General features: G+C 47.1%; 18 protein-coding genes and 1 tRNA gene. 9 read left to right on the forward strand and 10 right to left on the reverse strand.

What is annotated here, in order from left to right:
- Positions 1-15: 15 nt before the first annotated feature.
- On the forward strand, positions 16-195 hold the full coding sequence (locus H608_RS0116825; protein WP_028788709.1) for a hypothetical protein: 180 nt from the start codon (positions 16-18) through the stop codon (positions 193-195).
- A gap of 262 nt (positions 196-457) precedes the next feature.
- Positions 458-1756, forward strand: a complete 1299-nt coding sequence (locus tag H608_RS0116830) for a serine hydrolase (RefSeq protein WP_028788710.1) — start codon at positions 458-460, stop codon at positions 1754-1756.
- Positions 1757-1762: 6 nt separating this feature from the next.
- Here the strand turns inward: H608_RS0116830 and H608_RS0116835 are convergent, their stop codons facing one another.
- The 4 genes from H608_RS0116835 to H608_RS0116850 all read right to left on the reverse strand — a co-directional run bounded on the left by H608_RS0116835 (position 1763) and on the right by H608_RS0116850 (position 4971).
- Positions 1763-2920: an MFS transporter gene (locus tag H608_RS0116835; RefSeq protein WP_028788711.1), complete on the reverse strand. Its 1158-nt coding sequence runs from the start codon at positions 2918-2920 to the stop codon at positions 1763-1765.
- A 278-nt stretch (positions 2921-3198) separates the two neighbouring features.
- The gene (locus tag H608_RS24970) at positions 3199-3594 is read right to left on the reverse strand and encodes a HipA N-terminal domain-containing protein (protein ID WP_028788712.1); all 396 of its coding nucleotides are present in this window, start codon (positions 3592-3594) and stop codon (positions 3199-3201) included.
- Between the two features lie 12 nt (positions 3595-3606).
- Entirely contained in the window at positions 3607-4629 is a 1023-nt protein-coding gene (locus H608_RS0116845; protein ID WP_028788713.1) for a HipA domain-containing protein, read from the reverse strand.
- A gap of 271 nt (positions 4630-4900) precedes the next feature.
- Positions 4901-4971: transfer RNA gene (locus H608_RS0116850), tRNA-Cys, on the reverse strand.
- A gap of 108 nt (positions 4972-5079) precedes the next feature.
- On the opposite strand from H608_RS0116850, the gene H608_RS0116855 reads away from it, so the two are divergent.
- Genes H608_RS0116855 through H608_RS0116870 form a run of 4 tightly spaced genes read left to right on the forward strand, consistent with a single transcriptional unit; the run spans position 5080 to position 8242 of the window.
- Positions 5080-5958: a nucleoside phosphorylase gene (locus tag H608_RS0116855; RefSeq protein WP_028788714.1), complete on the forward strand. Its 879-nt coding sequence runs from the start codon at positions 5080-5082 to the stop codon at positions 5956-5958.
- A gap of 56 nt (positions 5959-6014) precedes the next feature.
- Positions 6015-6800 (forward strand): diaminopimelate epimerase, encoded by a 786-nt coding sequence (dapF, locus tag H608_RS0116860; protein ID WP_211227077.1) that lies wholly within the window; start codon positions 6015-6017, stop codon positions 6798-6800.
- A gap of 21 nt (positions 6801-6821) precedes the next feature.
- Entirely contained in the window at positions 6822-7760 is a 939-nt protein-coding gene (locus H608_RS0116865) for a magnesium transporter CorA family protein (protein ID WP_028788716.1), read from the forward strand.
- Positions 7760-8242 carry an NUDIX domain-containing protein gene (locus tag H608_RS0116870; RefSeq protein ID WP_038008892.1) on the forward strand — a complete coding sequence of 161 codons (483 nt, stop codon included), beginning with the start codon at positions 7760-7762 and terminating at the stop codon, positions 8240-8242. The genes H608_RS0116865 and H608_RS0116870 overlap by 1 nt, the downstream gene beginning before the upstream one ends.
- Here the strand turns inward: H608_RS0116870 and H608_RS0116875 are convergent.
- The 5 genes from H608_RS0116875 to H608_RS0116895 all read right to left on the reverse strand — a co-directional run bounded on the left by H608_RS0116875 (position 8239) and on the right by H608_RS0116895 (position 12857).
- Positions 8239-8874 (reverse strand): phosphoribosylanthranilate isomerase, encoded by a 636-nt coding sequence (locus H608_RS0116875; protein ID WP_028788718.1) that lies wholly within the window; start codon positions 8872-8874, stop codon positions 8239-8241. The genes H608_RS0116870 and H608_RS0116875 overlap by 4 nt on opposite strands.
- A complete protein-coding gene (gene trpC / locus H608_RS0116880) occupies positions 8871-9674 on the reverse strand; it encodes an indole-3-glycerol phosphate synthase TrpC (RefSeq protein ID WP_028788719.1) in 804 nt (267 codons plus the stop codon). Before trpC ends, H608_RS0116875 begins: the two co-directional genes overlap by 4 nt.
- Positions 9671-10663 carry an anthranilate phosphoribosyltransferase gene (trpD, locus tag H608_RS0116885; protein WP_028788720.1) on the reverse strand — a complete coding sequence of 331 codons (993 nt, stop codon included), beginning with the start codon at positions 10661-10663 and terminating at the stop codon, positions 9671-9673. The genes trpC and trpD overlap by 4 nt, the downstream gene beginning before the upstream one ends.
- A 189-nt stretch (positions 10664-10852) precedes the next feature.
- Positions 10853-11422: an anthranilate synthase component II gene (locus tag H608_RS0116890; protein WP_028788721.1), complete on the reverse strand. Its 570-nt coding sequence runs from the start codon at positions 11420-11422 to the stop codon at positions 10853-10855.
- A gap of 19 nt (positions 11423-11441) precedes the next feature.
- Positions 11442-12857: an anthranilate synthase component I family protein gene (locus H608_RS0116895; protein WP_028788722.1), complete on the reverse strand. Its 1416-nt coding sequence runs from the start codon at positions 12855-12857 to the stop codon at positions 11442-11444.
- Between the two features lie 247 nt (positions 12858-13104).
- Here H608_RS0116895 and H608_RS0116900 point away from each other — a divergent pair, with 247 nt between their 5' ends.
- From H608_RS0116900 to H608_RS0116910, 3 genes are read left to right on the forward strand one after another with little or no spacing between them, the layout of a single operon-like run.
- Complete coding sequence (locus H608_RS0116900; RefSeq protein WP_028788723.1) at positions 13105-13389, forward strand: GNAT family N-acetyltransferase; 285 nt, start codon at positions 13105-13107, stop codon at positions 13387-13389.
- 32 nt (positions 13390-13421) lie between these two features.
- A complete protein-coding gene (locus H608_RS0116905; RefSeq protein WP_028788724.1) occupies positions 13422-15827 on the forward strand; it encodes a S9 family peptidase in 2406 nt (801 codons plus the stop codon).
- Positions 15827-17560 (forward strand): M14 family zinc carboxypeptidase, encoded by a 1734-nt coding sequence (locus tag H608_RS0116910; RefSeq protein ID WP_071836970.1) that lies wholly within the window; start codon positions 15827-15829, stop codon positions 17558-17560. The genes H608_RS0116905 and H608_RS0116910 overlap by 1 nt, the downstream gene beginning before the upstream one ends.
- Here H608_RS0116910 and H608_RS0116915 read toward each other — a convergent pair whose 3' ends face one another.
- Positions 17561-18046, reverse strand: coding sequence for a hypothetical protein (locus tag H608_RS0116915; protein ID WP_028788726.1), 486 nt, complete (start codon positions 18044-18046; stop codon positions 17561-17563). It abuts the gene before it with no gap.
- Between the last annotated feature and the right edge of the window lie 155 nt (positions 18047-18201).

Raw genomic sequence — 18201 nt, forward strand, 5'->3', positions numbered from 1 at the left:
TAATTTAAAAAATATATGAAAAAGAAAAAACTTGTACCTGTACTACAGGTAAAGCAGGCAATCATTTCCGACAAGGTGGGGAATTATGAAAATCACCCTGTAGTTGTTGAAAAGACAAGAGCGGCAAAAGAAATTATTGCAAAATACGGACTACCGAAAGAGGTGGAGGAGTCCCTTGCAAAACAAACAAAATAGCCGGGCAAAAGCCATCCGATCCGGGTGGCTTTTTTATATAGCTATCTCGCAACTTTCTGAAGAAGAAAATGATCCGTTCGTCGATAATATAAGCGTTAAAACTAAACGACGCATAATTTCACGTGAACAAGAAGCGGTAGCAGAAAACCGTTCATTAAACTTGTATGCTGGCATGAACCAAAAAAGGTTATTATTTCTGTTCGCAGGCTTGTTACCCTTAACAAGCAAGGCTCAACTCCCCACGGTAAGGATTGATTCGGCGATGAAAGTCGCTTATGATTACGGCATCTTCAATGGCAATATCCTGATAGCCAAAAGCAATACCGTCCTCTATCAAAAGTCCTTTGGTTTTGCTGACAACAGGAAAGACCGGGCATTAACTCCCGACACTAAATTTGACATCGGCTCCATCAGCAAAGAATTTAACGGAGCGGGCATCATGATACTGAAAGAAAAAGGCTTATTAACGCTCGAAACTTCCGTAGCCGAACTTTTCCCGGAATTTGCGGCCTGGGCAAAAAAAGTGAAGATTAAACACCTGATCAACTACACCAGCGGTATTCCCAAGCTTTCCTGGAATTCACCCGCCGGAAACGATTCGCTTTTATATGTTGATTTAAAAAAATTGCAGGCACTAGATTTTGAACCGGGCACCCGCTATGATTATAATTACATAAACGTTTACCTCCAACATCGCATCATCGAGCGATTGAGTAAATCGTCGTATGCCGCTTTTATTAAAGACAATATTTTCATTCCTGCCGGTATGAAACAGGCAATCGTAGACCATCCCACTACATCGGCAGACATGGCCAGGGCATTCGATAACGACGGTATAGCCACCTCCTACCCGGACAATTTTAAAGGTTGGGTACGATTGACTGCACTGGATCTTTACCTGTGGGAAAAAGCATTGTGGAACAGGAAAATTATCGCAGAGCAATCATTGAAAGAGCTGGCCGTGGCATTTGGCAGCGGAGAATCCAGTCTCGGCAGAGTTGTAACAACAGACGGACGATTCGAAAGGCATTCGCACCAGGGATCCAACTTTAATTATGAAGCGGTGGTATCGAACTCGTTCAGCGACAGCATTACGATCGTTTTGATGACCAACAGCCAGCAAATGAAAGTGCAGGCACTAAACGCGATGCTGTTACATATACTGCGGAATGAGCCCTTCACCGTTCCGAAAAAATCCCTGTACCTGTCCATCCGCAGTAAGTTGTTGGAAAACACAGAGGCCGGGTTGAAATATTACCAGGAACTGAAAGCCAACCAGTCCGACAGATATGATTTCTCCAGCGAAATACCGGACCTGCTCAATGCCGGCAAATATCTCCAAAGAAGAAAAAAACTACAAGAAGCGATCCGGGTATACCAAGTGGCGCTGCAACTCGACGGCCGCAAAGAAGACCTTTCCTACGCCCAGGAGTTGATGGGTGATGCTTTTGACGAATTGGGAGATAAAGCAAACGCCTTAATCCATTATCAAAAAGCAACTGAACTCGATCCGAAAAACAAAAACGCGGAAAGCAAGTATAAAAGCCTTCAGGGAAATTAATCCGGACTATACGGTCTGCGGTCTGTTGAACTTATACGTATACCGTATGCAGATCAGTAACCCGGTCAATGTCATGGCCACTCCCACCAGGGATGGATACTGATAAGATAGTCCGAATGTCAATGGCAACCCTCCAAAATAAGCACCTGAGGCGTTAGCTGTATTAAAAGCTGCCTGCATAAAAGCAGCCGACATCATTTCTGAATCCGGCGCGGCTTTCAGCATCATGATATTAACGGGCGCGCCCAATGCCATGGACAAAATGCCACAGAGGAAAGTCAATACCAACGAGGTTGGTGCATGGGAAGAAAAGAAAAACACGCACAAAAGGGCCATCATCATCAGGGAAAGAAACAACATGCTCGCCTTGAAAACACCGATCTTATCGGTAAGATAACCTCCCAGCAAATTGCCGATCACCATGCCGCCGCCGGCCAGGATCATCACATAAGCCACACTGCTGCTCCCAATCCGGGAAACCTCCGTCATCAAGGGGGAAATATAGCTCAACCAGGTAAACAAACCGCCAAAGCCGATCGCGGTTATCAATAAGACATACCAGCTCTGCGACTTTTTCAGAAAATTGAGTTGGGTCAGGTAGCTGGTACGATTCTTCACTTCCATATCGGGCAGCCAAAGTGAGATCATGAAAATAGTGAGTAGTCCTATGGCGCTTACCATCACAAAACACCAGCTCCAATGAAAAGTATGACCGATATAGGTAACCAACGGCACCATGGCAAGGTTGGCGAGTGTGAGTCCGGCAAAAACAAAAGAGATGTACCGGGCTTCCTTACCTGGTACAGCCAGTCGTTTCGCCACTACGGTACTTACACCGAAGAAAGCGCCGTGCGGCAGACCCGACAGCAGCCTGGTGATGATCATGATGGTATAATTGGGAGCGATCGCCGACAGCAGGTTGAAGAAGGTAAACAGCACCATCAGCCAGATCAGCACTTTCTTTGGCGGAAATTTGATGGAAAAACCCACTATCAGGGGCGCGCCGATCACCACGCCAAGTGCGTAAGCCGAAATGAAATGTCCTGCCTGCGGAATATCAACGTGAAGCGATTGAGCGATATCGGGCAATAAACCCATGATAGCGAACTCCGTAGTGCCAATTCCCAAACCGCCCATTGCCAGCGGTACTATTCTTTTGTCCATCCTGATTTTTAGTGCTTAGACAGGGATAACAGTTTGGGAGGGGGAAGGTTTGGAGGGTGATATTTTTAAGCTTACGTGATAGTATTGCTCATCTGTATTTTTATAGCAAGTTCTATGATTTACTCATTTAGATCACTTATGTAACGGTCTTCAATTAAGTCAACAAATGAGCAATAAACTTCTGACTCAGAACAACTCGGCCTTTTTTACTTGTTAAGACCAATCTAGAAAGAGAGGGCCTTCGGCTCTTCAACACTTCTTCCCGGTACTATACTATGCTAGGCAAGTGTCAACTCATATGGATTTGCTATTGTCCTCTTCCCGAATCGCTTCAATAACTCAACTTCGTCGTTCTTATCGATCTTTTCCTGCTCCAATATCTCCTGAACAAACGGTTGTTTCAAGCCTGGTATTCGGATACGAAAGAAAGGCCAAAGTTCTTCACTCTTGTAAACCTTGTCGAACTCGGAGAAGCCTGTTATCAAGTTATAATCCTGATGCTGCTGGAATTCTTTTGTATAACTGAAGTACCACTCTCCCTCCTTAGATAATAGGTATCCTACATCGATACCATCGATTTTCAACAAAAAACGAGCGTCCTTATCCTTCGGTAAGGATACTACCGTGTCATTGTCTCCTTTGCTGAACCAAGACTTTAATTTCTTATATAACATAAAACATCTCCTTCACAGTTTTCTTATTCTCGTAAATCTCTCCATCAATATTATAGATAATAATTCCTGCCTTGACTTCTCAAACATAGGAAAAAAATCCTTCTTCAACATCTTGGCGATTTTCCGTTCCTTATCTACTGATGATAATTCGTTGACTATCGCTGCATATTCCGGCCTAATTCTCTTCACAAAATCGATCAATTCAAAATGATTAGCCGCTTTATTGTCCTCAATACTAATGCGAGGGGCCGCCTCCTCAATATAATTCACAACTTTTTTGCCAGATCGTATATCCGACGATTTGACATACTGTTGGTAACCACTAAGAGCATTTGAAATGTTCTTATCGCTTAAATTCCATAAAAGGCCTCTAGCTGAGTCATAGAGCGGCGCAAAGATAGGACGACGATTTGACTTTTTAACTGTGTTTATAACGCCCCAGTTATAAAAATGACGATCATTGTTTCCTACAAGTCCGTCAAAAACAATCATTTTCACCAAGTCGCATAATATCTCTTCAAAATCATCTGGAAAAACGGTTCGAATAGCATCGCGGATGAATTCGAAAGTAAATAAATCCCTGGCTGTATCCTTGTTTTGGGCAATTTCCCTAGCAAACGGCATATCATCTAGGTACTGTCCACATATCTCTGCTCCATGTATTAACTTTTCGTCCTTTCGAAGAAAAAAACGGCTTAAAAAGCGAATTTGTTTATTTGCTACGACCAGCTTAACGTCATTCATGCGTAGGCCTAGTTCTTGGCCTATCCGGTTGATCATATACTCTATGACAGATTCATGTGGATACCATTTTTCAGCTGTCTTAGCGATATATGCTGGCCAAGATGATCTATTAGTTCTTCTTATACTGGAATTCGCTTCAAAAAAATATGCTTTGATAAATTGTTTTGGAGCATCCCCATCGAGTGCATAGTCCTTGGTATAATAGTCGCTCTCCTTTAGTAGAGGGATAAGACCCAAAAGAAAGATTTTTCCTGATGTATTCATTGATTTTTCAATACGCAGTCCGTTCATATTGTAAAGTTACACACTTTGGAATATTGAGATTTTTATACCCTACTATAATATCTCTCTTGGCAGACTGTTCTCAATTTCAGAAATAATATGCAAACAACTTCAGCCCTGCTCAGCGGATTATATATCCTTGGGATGGCCTAAAGTCAAAACAAGGATGCCCTCGCCTGCAGCGAGTGTCATTTTTCACGTGTTGGCCTTGCTTCAAGCAAGCTTGGCAAGTCCCCCACATGAAAAATGCCCACCTAAAGGTGGGCATCCTTGCTTATTGAGGTCCCGAGCGGATTCGAACCGCTGTAGGAGCTTTTGCAGAGCTCTGCCTAGCCACTCGGCCACAGGACCCTCTTCTTCCCCCTCAACAAACCTGATCATCAATTTGTTAAGCAGAATATCCGTTTTTGACGGACTGCGAAAATAGGATATTTTTGATTCCTAACAAAAACACGCCGTATGAGTCGTATAGCAGAATCTGAACTGATCATCAATGACCGCGGAGCCGTTTACCACCTCGACCTCCGCCCCGAAGAAATCGCCGGTACCGTTATCACAGTCGGCGACCCCGACCGCGTTAAAGAAGTGAGCAAATATTTCGATGCCATCGAAGTGAAACGACAGCACCGCGAGTTTATCACCCATACCGGCCGCATCGGCAGTAAACGCATCACCGTCCTTTCCTCCGGTATCGGCCCCGACAACATCGATATCGTGATGAACGAACTCGACGCACTCGTTAATATCGATTTCGACACCCGCGAGATCAAGAAACAACTCGGCTCGATCAATATCGTCCGCATCGGCACCTCCGGTTCCCTTCAGGCCGATATACCAGTCGACAGCTTCGTAGCCTCCACACACGGCCTGGGCATCGACAACCTGCTCAATTTCTACCGCTACGAACAGAACGAAGAGGATAACGAACTCATCCAGTCCTTCGTCACCCATACCCAGTTGCACGGACAAATGAGCCACCCCTATATCACGGGCGCTGCTCCTTCCCTGCTAAAGAACTTCGTTACCGGTTTTCACCAGGGCATCACGGTCACCTGCCCCGGCTTCTACGGACCCCAGGGCCGTATTCTCCGCCTCGGTATACGTAACCCCGAACTGATCAAACGGCTCACTGATTTCCGGTTCGGCCAGCACCGCATTACCAATTTCGAAATGGAAACCTCCGCCATCTACGGCCTCGGTCGCCTGCTCGGACATAATTGCCTTGCCGTGAACGCCATCGTGGCCAACCGGATCAAAAAGGAGTTTTCCAAAGACGGTAAAGCCGCCGTGGAAAACCTCATCCGCAAATTCCTGGAAATTTTTGCAGCACATATCTGACCGGATAAGCTAATTTGCCGGTGAAATTGTTTCGCGAAGCAGTATAACATGAACCTATGATTCTCTTTTTTTTCAAATACCAGGGCACCGGCAACGATTTTATCCTGCTGGACAACCGGGAAGGTATTTATAACACACTTTCGACCGAACAGATCCGCCACCTCTGCGACCGGCGCTTCGGCATCGGCGCCGACGGCCTCATGCTGCTCAATAACCACGAAGGCTACGATTTTGAGATGAAGTATTTCAACGCCGACGGCCGCGAGGGCAGCATGTGCGGCAATGGCGGTCGATGCCTCGTCCGTTTTGCCTACCACCTCGGCATCCACCGCAATGAATACAAGTTCCTGGCCGTTGACGGCGATCACGAAGCAGAGATCGATACCGATGGCATCGTTTCCCTGAAGATGAAAGACGTGGATAAGATCCGCCGGCAGAACGGTGATTCTATCCTCAACACCGGTTCCCCGCATTACGTAAAAGTGGTGTCTGATGTGATGGATATGGACGTTTACAAAAAAGGCCGCGATATCCGTTACAGCAAAGAATACGAACAGGAAGGCATTAATGTGAATTTCGTTGAACAAACAGGAGAAGATAAGATCATCGTCCGCACTTACGAGCGCGGTGTGGAAGATGAAACCTATTCCTGCGGCACCGGCGTTACCGCCGCCGCCATGGTTTGTTACCACAACGAAAACGGTTTCAACGATGTGCAGGTCAAAACCCTGGGAGGTAAATTGAATGTTGAATTCGACCGCATAGAGGAACATTATATCAACGTCTGGCTTTCCGGACCCGCCGAAAAAGTATACGAAGGAAAAATAGAACTGCGCGACTAACCACCGAAAAACTCAGCCGCTTTGATACAGTATTTTAAAAACATCAACCACCAGACCATTGCGGTCGACAAACCTGAAGACGGAGTTTGGGTAAATGTATTGCCCCCTCTCCGCCAGGAAGAGTTTTCCAATCTTTCGGAGGAACTGGATATTCCCATCGACTTCCTCACCGACTCACTGGATATCGATGAACGAAGCCGCTTCGAAGAAGACGACAACGTACGCCTCATCGTTATCAAAACACCCACAGAGAATAATTCCTTCAACGAAAGCGACGCCTATTATATCACCATTCCGATCTGTATCATTTTAACCCACAACCAGATCGTTACCGTCAACTCATTTGAAAATCCCGCGATCAAAAAATTCCTGAACTCTTTTCAAAACCGCCATCCTGATAAAAAGAACATGATGGTGCTGAAGATCATTGAAAAGATCGTTCAGAATTTTCTCGAATACCTCAAACAGATCAACCAGCAGCGCAACATCCTCGAACAAAAATTATACGATTCCAGCCGCAACGAACACCTGCTGCAGATGATGCGCATCCAGAAAAGCCTGGTGTATTTTGTCACGGCCCTGCGTTCAAATGAATTGCTGCTGATGAAATTAGAGCGATCCAGTTTTCTTTCTTTGAACGAAGACGAGAAAGAATACCTGAATGACCTGATCGTAGATAATTCGCAGGCCCTGGAGATGGCGAACATCTACACCAACATCCTCAGCAGTACGCTCGATGCATTTGCCAGTATCATTGCCAACAACCAGAACGAAGTGCTGAAGCGTCTCGCCGTGATTACGATCGTGCTCAGCTTTCCCGTATTGATCGCGAGCATATTCGGCATGAATGTGCCGAGCGGTTTCGAACATTCCCCCTATGCCTTTTATATCGTGGTATTTGTATCATTACTGATCTCGCTGGCTATCGGCTGGTTGTTTTTACGTAAAAAAATATTCTGATGCCGAATTTCAATCTCCGCGTATATGGCATCCTGGTCAATGAACAACGCCAGGTATTGGTGAGTGATGAGTTGATCAGGGGAGGTTATTTTACAAAATTCCCCGGAGGCGGATTGGAGTTTGGCGAAGGCACACGCGAATGCCTGGCCCGCGAGTTTAAAGAAGAAATGGATCTCGCCGTAGAAGTGACGGAGCATATTTATACCACAGACTTTTTCCAATTGTCTGCATTCAGACCCGATGATCAGATCATTTCCATTTATTATTTCGCCAAAGCCATGGAACCGATCCGTGCGCCGCTTCGCGATAAACCATTTGATTTTGATGAGGAGCAATTGCGTTTGTACGGAGAAAGAAAAGAGATAGAAACTTTCCGCTTTCTGAATTGGGAAGATTTTTCGCCGGAAGCATTGACGCTTCCCATCGACAAACTCGTAGCAGCCATGCTGAAAGAAAAAGGGATTGCAGCCCTTCCTTTCTAAGCTTTCATTTCCTGTATAAATTTTTTCACGCGGTCCATATCTTTCACTCCCGGGCTGAACTCGAATTTACTGTTGATATCGAGCGCAAATAATTTGCGGGCTGCCTCTTCTTTTGCAAAGGCTTTTAATTTTTCTTCGTCACCCGGTTCGATACCGCCGCTCAGTAAAAAAAGTTTATCGATCACGGCATCACTCAACACTTTCCAGTCAAATTTTTTACCGGTGCCGCCGTACCCGGCACCGAGCGTATCAAACATGTACATGTCGCTTGCATCATGGAAAGGGCGTACCATCCATTCAAGCGGATCATTATCGGAAAGCCGGAAGGCTTTGATCACGGTAACGTAGTTGGCCACCTTTTCGCAGAAGATGGGCGATTCATCGCCGTGAAGCTGAACGATATCGAGGCGATAACTTTCTACGGTCTGCAGCAGTTCTTCATAGGGCGTATTGACAAACACACCGACCTTGCCGATGCCGCCGCCAATCTTTTTCATTTTTTCAGGGGAAAGTTTATTTCCTACAAACCGGGGTGATTTGGAATAAAAAATAAAACCGGCCAGGTCTGCTCCCATTTCGGCCAGCGCATTCACCTGTTCGGGAAGCGTCATGCCACAGACTTTAATCCTCATACGCTTATTGCTTTTAGTCGTTCAATGAATTCGGCAAAAGCAATCGCGGGATCGGGCTCTTTCATAAAAGTTTCGCCGATCAGGAAACCTTTAAAACCAGCTTGTTTTAAAGTTACGATAGTTTCCGGATTAGCAATACCACTTTCTGCGACGGCGGGTTTATTTTTTGGCAATTGACCGATCAGCGAGAGCGAGGTTTCAATACTTACTTCGAATGTGTGCAGGTTGCGGTTGTTGACTCCAATCATGCTTACCTCGTCGCAGATATGGTCCAGTTCTTCTTCGTTGTGTATTTCCAGCAATACTTCCAGGTTGATGGACCTTGCATAAGCAGCCAGCTCCTTCACCTGCTGCGGCGTAAGGCAGGCAGCGATCAGCAGGATCACGTCTGCACCAAATGCTTTTGCTTCCGCAATCTGCCAGGGATCCACGATAAAATCTTTTCGAAGAATGGGAATATCCGTCACCACTTTGGTTTGTATCAGGTCGTCGAGATCACCACCGAAATATTCGGTATCGGTCAACACCGAAATGCCGGCGGCTCCACCGTCATTGTATTGACGCACTACTTTCTCCACTTCCAGTTCTTTTGTCTTGAACCAGCCACGGCTGGGGCTTTTGCGCTTGAATTCAGCAATGATGCCCAGGCTTCCGGGGAATTCCAGTCTCTCGACTAAGGAGCGGTTACTGAATTGCCAGAAGAACCCTTCGCGTTCGAACCGTTCGATGCTGCTCTTGGGTTTGAAGCGCGCTACCTCCGCTTTTTTTGTTTCAACGATTTTATCCAGTATTGTACTCATTGTAAGGCGATTAATTTGTCCAGACATTGTTTTGCTTTCCCGCTTTCCAGGCTGTCAACCGCGGCCTGGTAAGCCGTTTCATAGTTGGCATATTTGCCGGTGCTTTGCAAAGCCATGGCCGCATTGGCCAATACCACGGCATTCTGCGCCCAGCTTCCATTGCCGTTGATGATGGTACGGAAGATAGCCGCTGCTTCGTCGACGGATTGTCCGCCTGTAATATCACGGGCATCCACATTCCGTTTGCCTAATTGGATGGCAGAAAACACCTGCTCCCCATTTTGCGTAATCACTTTCGTGTCGTTGGTCAGCGATATTTCATCGTAGCCATCGAGACCATGAATAATGGTAAAAGGTTTGCCCGTACGTTGCAGCAGGTAATTATAAATCCTGGCCATTTCCAGGTTGAAAACACCCACCAGTTGATAATCCGGGTTGGCCGGATTCACCATCGGTCCGAGCATATTAAAGAAAGTACGCATTGCCAGGTTTTTGCGGATCGGGCCTACGGCCTTCAAGGCCGGATGAAACAACGGCGCATGCAAAAAACAAATGCCCGCTTTCTCCAATTCATTTTGCAAAGCGCTGCTGTCGTTCTTGAATTGGTAGCCTAGTTTTTCCATTACATTGGAAGCACCGCTAACCGATGAAGCGCCATAGTTGCCATGCTTCGCCACATGCTGACCGGCACCTGCCACGATGAAACAACTCAGCGTGGAGATATTGAATGTATTCTTTCCATCACCACCGGTGCCGACAATATCGATAACGGGTACGTCACCGAGGTCGACGGGTACGCAGAGTTCGAGCAGCGCATCCTGGAAGCCTTCCAATTCTTCAATGGTAATGCTGCGCATCAGGTAAACGGTCATAAAGGCCGTCACCTCATGTTCGTTGCAGGCCTGTTTGCCGATATTGACAAGCACGTCTTTTGCCTGTTGCCGGCTCAGTGTTTTGTGTTCGAAAAGATGTTGCAGCGTATTTTTCAAAGTAGTAAGTTGTAAGTATTAAGTTTTAAGTAAATCGTGTATCTGCTATTTATGCCGCTTTGCGTGAACCGGTGCCGTTTTCACGCAGAGGCGCAAAGGAGCTAAGACGCAAAGACTCTCCTTATTGACTATTGACCATTCACTATTGACCATTGACCATTCACCATTGCTCCCTTTTTGACTTTTGAATTATCCCCTCAGCCAATTCCTCAATATCGTCTCTCCCTCCGGCGTCAACACACTTTCCGGATGGAACTGCACACCCTGCAGGTCATAGTTTTTATGTTGCAGGGCCATGATATAACCATTATCGTCACGGGCGGTGATCTCCAGCTCTTCGGGAAAATCCTTATCGTCTACTATCCAGGAATGATAACGGCCTACGCGGAACACATCAGACATGCCGTCAAACAATGGCGACGCAACGGTTGTCAGCCGGCAATCGGTGGCGATGCCATGATACACGGTAGACAAATTCGATAGCGTGCCACCAAATGCCTCACCAATGGCCTGATGCCCCAGACACACGCCCAGTATGGATTTCGTAGCCGCGTATTCTTTGATCAATGGCAGTAACAATCCTGCTTCCTCCGGGATGCCCGGCCCGGGCGAAAGAATGATCTTGTCATACACCGCTACATCCTCCAAGGGCAACTGATCGTTGCGGATCACATCGACTTTTTGGTTCAATATCTTTTCCACGATATGAACCAGGTTATAAGTAAATGAATCGTAATTATCGAAAACAAGGACTTTCATGGCTTGTATTGTTTGAGGACTATTGAATATGTTCTGCTGCTTCAATGGCTTTCTTCAATGCCCCTAGTTTGTTATTGACTTCCTGTAATTCATTTTCAGGTTTGCTGGCGGCCACTACACCTGCTCCCGCCTGGTAAGTCAGTTTATTGTGGCGGCTGAGCAGTGTGCGGATCATGATGGCATGGTTAAAACTTCCATCCATTCCAATGAAACCGATGGCGCCACCGTAATAGCCGCGGTCCGTGGGTTCCAGTCCACTGATCAATTCCATTGCTTTGATCTTGGGCGCGCCGCTCAACGTACCGGCAGGAAAAGATTTGGCAAAAAGCTGGTACGGATTTTTTCCCTGCGGAACCTGTCCGCTTACTTCACTCACCATGTGAATGACATGGGAGAAATATTGCACCTCCTTGTAATGATTCACCTGCACATCCGAACATTCACGACTGAGGTCATTGCGTGCCAGGTCAACCAGCATTACATGTTCGGCATTTTCTTTTTCATCGGCGAGCAAAGAAGCCGCGGCCTGCCTGTCCTGCTCTGCATCGCCTGTGCGTTTCACCGTACCGGCAATCGGATGCACCACGGCCCTGTTGTGCCGGATGATGAGTTGCGACTCGGGAGACGAGCCCATCAGTTTATAATCACCATAATCAAAAAAGAACAAATAAGGCGAAGGATTGATGCTGCGCAAAGCACGGTATACATTGAATTCATCACCGGAAAAAGGTTGTTCAAAACGACGGCTCAACACGATCTGGAAAACATCACCGCGCAAACAACTTTTGATACCCGAGGCTACCATTTCACGGTAATGTTCATCAGTCATGTTGGACTTTTCATCGCCTTTTTTGCTGAAGGGATAAACCGGTACGTCCTTGCTTCTGATCAGTGATTCCAAAAGGCCCAGTTCGGACGGCACACCGTCGATCTGGTTTTCGCAGATGAATAACTCATCGCGGAAATGATTAATGGCAATGATGTATTGATAAAGGCGGTAACGGATCAGCGGAATCGCATTTTCTCCGGGATGTGTTTGTAGATGGATGCGATCGAAGAACGCTACTGCTTCATAGGAAGTGTAACCATAAAGCCCCTGTGCGAAAGCTGTTTCTTTGCCTCCGGATGAGGAGGTTTCAAATTGTGCGGTATACGACAACAGCAGATCCGGAATAGCGGTACCTGCGTTGATCTCTTTCTTTTCCGGTGGCATGCCTGGCCATTTGATGTCGGCCTGCCGCGGGTTCCTGATCTCGATGCCCCCTATCGCATTTACGCAGATAAAGGACCAACTGTCGCTGGCAGCGTGGTGATCGGTGCTTTCCAGCAGGTTGGTATCACGAAAACGGTCGCGTAGCCGCAGGTAGATGCCCACCGGAGTGTGTACGTCGGCGAGCATGCGTTTGGTGACGGTATGTATCCTGATCTTCTTCATTTGTTCAATTTGCCTGTATAGTCTGAAAAAACAAATCCCCACGTATTGTGGGGACTGAATGCGTTTATTGCAATTATGACAACGACATTACATAACCCCGGAAGAGTTTGTCTGCCACCACCAAATAATATTGCATTGTTGAATCATGGAGCAAAGATACAAGGCTAAATATAGCCGCCAAATTTTTCTTACAGGAATGGTTCCCGCTGCTGGTATGAATTCGTTAGTTTTGAATAAACCCTCTCTCATGGAAATCCTCTTTCAACAGGACGGTACCAAAGGCAGCTTTTATATTGATGGCGATGGCAACGAACCGCTCGCCGAACTCACCTTCAGTATGGCAGGTACCGATAAAATGATCCTCGATCATACCGGCGTAACCGACGCGCTCCGCGGTAAAAATGCCGGCGCTGCGATGGTTGCCAAAGCCGTAGAATATGCCCGCGCCAATAACATCCGTATTATTCCCCTATGCCCTTTTGCCCGTGCCCAGTTTGATAAACACCCCGAATACAACGATACCAGATCCTGATCCATTCTTCTTCATTTAAAAAGAAATGAACCATGCGTTATCTGCTTTTCCTGTTTTCCCTGTTAATGACAGCTACCCTGCATGCGCAGGACGATATTGCCTACCAGACGCCACCCAAACTGATCAGCGACCTGGTACTGGCTCCACCCACGCCTTCCATCAGTTTAAGTAAAAAAGGTGACTGGCTGTTATTGTTGCAGCGATCCAGTTATCCTTCCGTGGAAGAACTGGCCCAGCCAGAATTAAAGATCGCCGGTCTTCGCATCAATCCGGCCAACTTCGCACCAAGCCGTCAGACATTTATTAATAGCCTGGTGTTGCGCCAGGTGAACAGTGGCAAAGATTTTACCATCACCGGTCTGCCCTCACCCCTGTTTGCCAGCCAGGTGAGCTGGAGCCCTGACGAAAAAAAGATTGCATTGCTGCATACCAGTGCATCACGTGTGGACCTGTATGTAATCGATGTGGCTACACGCCGTGCCGCCAAAGTAAACAAGACTGCCCTGAACTCCATCATGGTGGATTACGATTGGATCGATAACCAACGCCTGCTCTATGCCGTTACTACAAAAACGGCGGCACAGGCACCCAAACGTTCTTTGTTACCCAAAGGGCCCGCTACCCAGGAAAATCTTGGTAAAGCCTCTCCGCGTCCTACTTACCAGGACATGATCAAATCGCCGCACGACGAAGACCTGTTTGCTTTTTATACAACCGTACAATTAATCCAAAATACCAATGGCGCAGAACAAAAGATCGGTCAGCCTGCTATCTATTCACGGGTGAGCATTTCTCCCGATAAAAAATACATGCTTACGCAGACCATCAAAAAACCTTTTTCCTACCTGGTACCTGCCTCCGGATTTGCCTCTGCAGTCAGCATCACCGACATCACGGGAAAACTCATCAAAAAGATAACCGATCTGCCTTCCTCCGAAACGGCACCCAGCGGGTACGACAACGTGCAACCCACACCGCGTGGTTACGGATGGCGCAACGATCAGCCGGCGTCGCTTACCTGGTGTGAGCCACTCGACAGCGGTCTTATCAAAAAGCCGGCAGAATACCGGGATGCAGTGTATCAATTAGCAGCGCCTTTCAGCGGCAAAGCTGAGCAACTGTTCCGCACCAGGATGCGCTTCAGCTATGTCTTATGGGGAAATGATCAGGCGGCGTTGGTATCGGAAGGTCTGCGCAGCAGGCAGCAAACACAACTCAACCGTTACAGTCCCATTACCGGTGATCTTGAAAAACTATTTTCCCGTAACACAACGGATGCCTACAGCAATCCGGGGCAGCCGGTGACCGCTCCGAATCAATGGGACAAACAAACCCTGTTGTTACTGGACAAAGGCAACAAAATCTTACTCAACAATATAACAGGCAGTTCACCCAAAGGTGATCTTCCCTTCCTGTTATCATTTGACCTGCATACCAAAAAAGCAGACACCCTGTGGCGTTGCCAGGAAGGAACCTATGAATACGTGGCCCAGGTATCCGATCCTGAAAAGCTGGTGCTGATCACCCGCCGCGAAACAGAAAATGAAGTACCGAACTATTGGCTGAAAAATCTGCGGCTGCGTATTGCCGATCGTGCACTTACTGCATTCAAGGATCCTTATCCTGCTATGAAAGGTGTACAAAAACAAAAAATAAAATACCAGCGTGCTGATGGAGTAACCTTAACCGGCGACCTCTATACGCCGGCGGGTTATACACCGGGGAAAGATGCGCCCCTGCCCGTGTTCATCTGGGCCTATCCTGCAGAATACAGTTCTGTGGCGGATGCTGCGCAGATCCGTGGCAGCGAACATCGCTTCACCACGCTCAGTTGGGGATCGCCTGTGTTTTATGTAACGCAGGGATATGCGGTGCTCAACAATGCAGAAATGCCGATCGTGGCAACAGATACGGCGCGTAAGCCGAATGATAATTTCATCGAACAACTGCGCCTCAATGCCGAAGCCGCTATCCGCAAACTGTCCGACATGAAAGTGGGCGACAGCAATCGCATAGCGGTAGGAGGTCATAGTTATGGTGCTTTCATGACGGCCAACCTTCTTGCGCATACCAAACTCTTCAAAGCCGGCATAGCGCGAAGCGGTGCCTACAACCGCACACTAACGCCCTTTGGCTTTCAGAATGAAGACCGCACCTACTGGCAGGCACCGGAGCTGTATCATGACATGAGTCCGTTCAGCTATGCTAATCAGATCAAAACACCTTTGTTGCTGATTCACGGTGATGCCGACAACAATACCGGCACCTATCCTATCCAGAGTGAGCGCTTGTTCAATGCGATCAAAGGACATGGAGGCGTGGTACGCTATATCAGTCTTCCTTATGAAAGCCACGGCTATCAGGGAAAAGAGAACATTCTTCACTTACTCACCGAGCAGCTCAACTGGCTGGATAAATATGTAAAAAACGCACGCTGATGATCCGTAAAATAATCTGTCTGGCCTTGTATTGTTCGGTGGCAACGATGTTGTATGCGCAACCGATAACTACTGTATTTGAAAAATCGAAAGGAGCAGAAACACCGGCCTATCATGAAATCATTGACTGGTGGAAAGCATTGGATAAACGATCGGCATTGGTGCAGATGCGGGCAATGGGTCCGACAGATGCGGGATATCCCCTGCACCTGATCACGGTATCGGCAAACGGGGAACATGGTATAGCGGCTGCGCGAAAAAAAGGGAGCACGATCATCCTGGTCAACAATGGCATTCATCCCGGAGAACCGGATGGTATTGATGCCAGCATGTTGCTGGTGCGTGATATCGTGGAGAAAAAATATACACTGCCACCGGGTGTATTGTTGTGCATCGTGCCGGTTTATAATATCGGTGGATGCCTGAACAGAAGTCCGGACTATCGTGTAGACCAGAATGGTCCTGCGGAATTTGGATCAAGGGGAAACTCGCAGAACCTCGATCTCAATCGTGACTTCATAAAAGCCGACAGTAAAGAAGCTTTATCGTTTGCGGCACTTTTCCGGCTGACCGATCCGGACATATTTGTCGACAACCACGTAAGCAATGGGGCGGATTACCAGCATGTGATGACTTTGTTGAGCAGCCAGCACAACCGTATTGGCGGAGCGATGGGTGAATACCTGCAGGAAAAATTTGAGCCGGCACTTTATGCGTTGATGAAGCAAAAAGGATTCGACCTCGTGCCGTATGTCAATCACTGGAGTGATAAAAAAGTAGAAGAAGGCTGGCAGCAATTCTGGGATTCACCGCGCTATGGCAGTGGATACGGAACGCTGTGGTCGAGTTTTTCTTTTGTACCGGAAACGCATATGCTCAAGCCTTATCCGCAACGTGTGGCGGCCACGCGTGCGCTGATGGAATCATTTATCAGTTATGCCGCACAGCACGGAACGGAGATTCGGCGGTTAAGGGCTGCGGTGCGAGAAGAAAATAAAAAAGCTGCTTACTTTCCCATCCGCTGGCAATGGGATTCGACAAAACAAAGCAGTATACGGTTTCTGGGTTATGAATCGGGTTATAAAAAAAGTGAAGTATCGGGATTGCCGCGACTGTACTATGACCGGAACAAACCTTATGAACGGCAGATACCTTTTTACAACTCGTATTACCCGGTTGACTCGGTTAAAGCGCCGTTGGCTTATGTGTTACCACAAGGTTGGTGGAAAGTGGTGGAGCGTTTAAAAGCGAACAATGTAGTGATGCGGCCACTGCAGCGTGATACGATTATAGAAGTGGAAGTATACCGGATCGCACAATACCAGGCAGGAGGACTATATGAAGGACACTATCCGTTGGGTAAGGTGGAAATCAAAACAAGTCGCCAGAAAATATCTTTCAGAAAGGGCGACTGGTATATACCGATGAACCAGGAGGCGGCGCGTTTTCTGATAGAAACGTTGGAGCCGCAGGCAGAGGACTCGTACTTTACCTGGAACTTCTTTGATCCTATTCTCCGGCAGAAAGAAGGATTTTCGGACTATGCGTTTGAAGACATTGCCGCCGAATATTTGCGGCAGCATCCCGAGGCGGGCAGGCAACTGGAGGAAGCCAGACAGAAGGATGAAAAGCTGGCAAAAAGTGCCTACTTACAACTTCAATATGTATTTCGCCAGTCGCCTTACCTGGAGCCGGGTTATATGCGTTACCCGGTGTACCGGGTAACAAAATAATTACTGGATACGGAAGCCATTCTCTTTGGCAAACTCCCGTTGTTCGTTCTGGAGGTTCGTGATCTCCTGGTTTTTACCGTTGACGATTTTCATCATGTCTTCGGCAACCTTTTGTTTAGCTTCTTCTGTCGGGGCTTCTCCGTATTTCCGGTAAGAAGTGTAGATATTCTTCATGTATTCGAAATAATGAAGACATGCTTTTTTGAATTCTTCGCCGCGGGAGATTCCTTTCACGGAGCGGCCTTCGATGTCTTTGATTTTAGCATCGATCAATCCTTCCATTCTGGAAGAGCTTTTGATAACGGCGTCGTTATCGCCTTTTTCGATGGCTTGTTCAACTTCTGTTTCTGTTTTTTCGATCTCCGGGGTAAGTTCAGTTTCCATTTTCACGATGTCTTCGCTGAATTGGAAAGCTTTCTTTTTGGAACCGCAGGCGGTAAGCAGGAGAACGAAGAGGAATGCGGGGAGTAGTTTGTAGAATTTCATCCGGTAAAAATTTGGTTTTGGGAGAAAGTTTGAGATGAAGCTAACTAAAATCGTGCAAATGTTGGTGAAAGTATTAAGTTGTAAGTATTAAGTTATAAGTATTTAAGGCGGAAGCCCGAAGTCTCGGGCCGAAGGCGGAAGGCCGAAGGCGGAAG

Source organism: Terrimonas ferruginea DSM 30193, from assembly GCF_000425585.1.
GTDB lineage: Bacteria > Bacteroidota > Bacteroidia > Chitinophagales > Chitinophagaceae > Terrimonas > Terrimonas ferruginea.

Excerpts from the sequence above, each read along its gene's own strand:
- H608_RS0116835 (WP_028788711.1), bottom strand. The coding sequence starts at position 2,920 with ATGGACAAAAGAATAGTACCGCTGGCAATGGGCGGTTTGGGAATTGGC.
- H608_RS0116895 (WP_028788722.1), bottom strand. The coding sequence starts at position 12,857 with ATGAAGAAGATCAGGATACATACCGTCACCAAACGCATGCTCGCCGAC.
- H608_RS0116905 (WP_028788724.1), top strand. The coding sequence starts at position 13,422 with ATGCGTTATCTGCTTTTCCTGTTTTCCCTGTTAATGACAGCTACCCTG.
- H608_RS0116830 (WP_028788710.1), top strand. The coding sequence starts at position 458 with ATGAAAGTCGCTTATGATTACGGCATCTTCAATGGCAATATCCTGATA.
- H608_RS0116845 (WP_028788713.1), bottom strand. The coding sequence starts at position 4,629 with ATGAACGGACTGCGTATTGAAAAATCAATGAATACATCAGGAAAAATC.
- H608_RS0116875 (WP_028788718.1), bottom strand. The coding sequence starts at position 8,874 with ATGAGGATTAAAGTCTGTGGCATGACGCTTCCCGAACAGGTGAATGCG.
- H608_RS0116825 (WP_028788709.1), top strand. The coding sequence starts at position 16 with ATGAAAAAGAAAAAACTTGTACCTGTACTACAGGTAAAGCAGGCAATC.
- H608_RS0116855 (WP_028788714.1), top strand. The coding sequence starts at position 5,080 with ATGAGTCGTATAGCAGAATCTGAACTGATCATCAATGACCGCGGAGCC.
- dapF (WP_211227077.1), top strand. The coding sequence starts at position 6,015 with ATGATTCTCTTTTTTTTCAAATACCAGGGCACCGGCAACGATTTTATC.
- H608_RS0116890 (WP_028788721.1), bottom strand. The coding sequence starts at position 11,422 with ATGAAAGTCCTTGTTTTCGATAATTACGATTCATTTACTTATAACCTG.
- H608_RS0116915 (WP_028788726.1), bottom strand. The coding sequence starts at position 18,046 with ATGAAATTCTACAAACTACTCCCCGCATTCCTCTTCGTTCTCCTGCTT.
- H608_RS0116870 (WP_038008892.1), top strand. The coding sequence starts at position 7,760 with ATGCCGAATTTCAATCTCCGCGTATATGGCATCCTGGTCAATGAACAA.
- H608_RS24970 (WP_028788712.1), bottom strand. The coding sequence starts at position 3,594 with ATGTTATATAAGAAATTAAAGTCTTGGTTCAGCAAAGGAGACAATGAC.
- H608_RS0116910 (WP_071836970.1), top strand. The coding sequence starts at position 15,827 with ATGATCCGTAAAATAATCTGTCTGGCCTTGTATTGTTCGGTGGCAACG.
- trpC (WP_028788719.1), bottom strand. The coding sequence starts at position 9,674 with ATGAGTACAATACTGGATAAAATCGTTGAAACAAAAAAAGCGGAGGTA.
- H608_RS0116900 (WP_028788723.1), top strand. The coding sequence starts at position 13,105 with ATGGAAATCCTCTTTCAACAGGACGGTACCAAAGGCAGCTTTTATATT.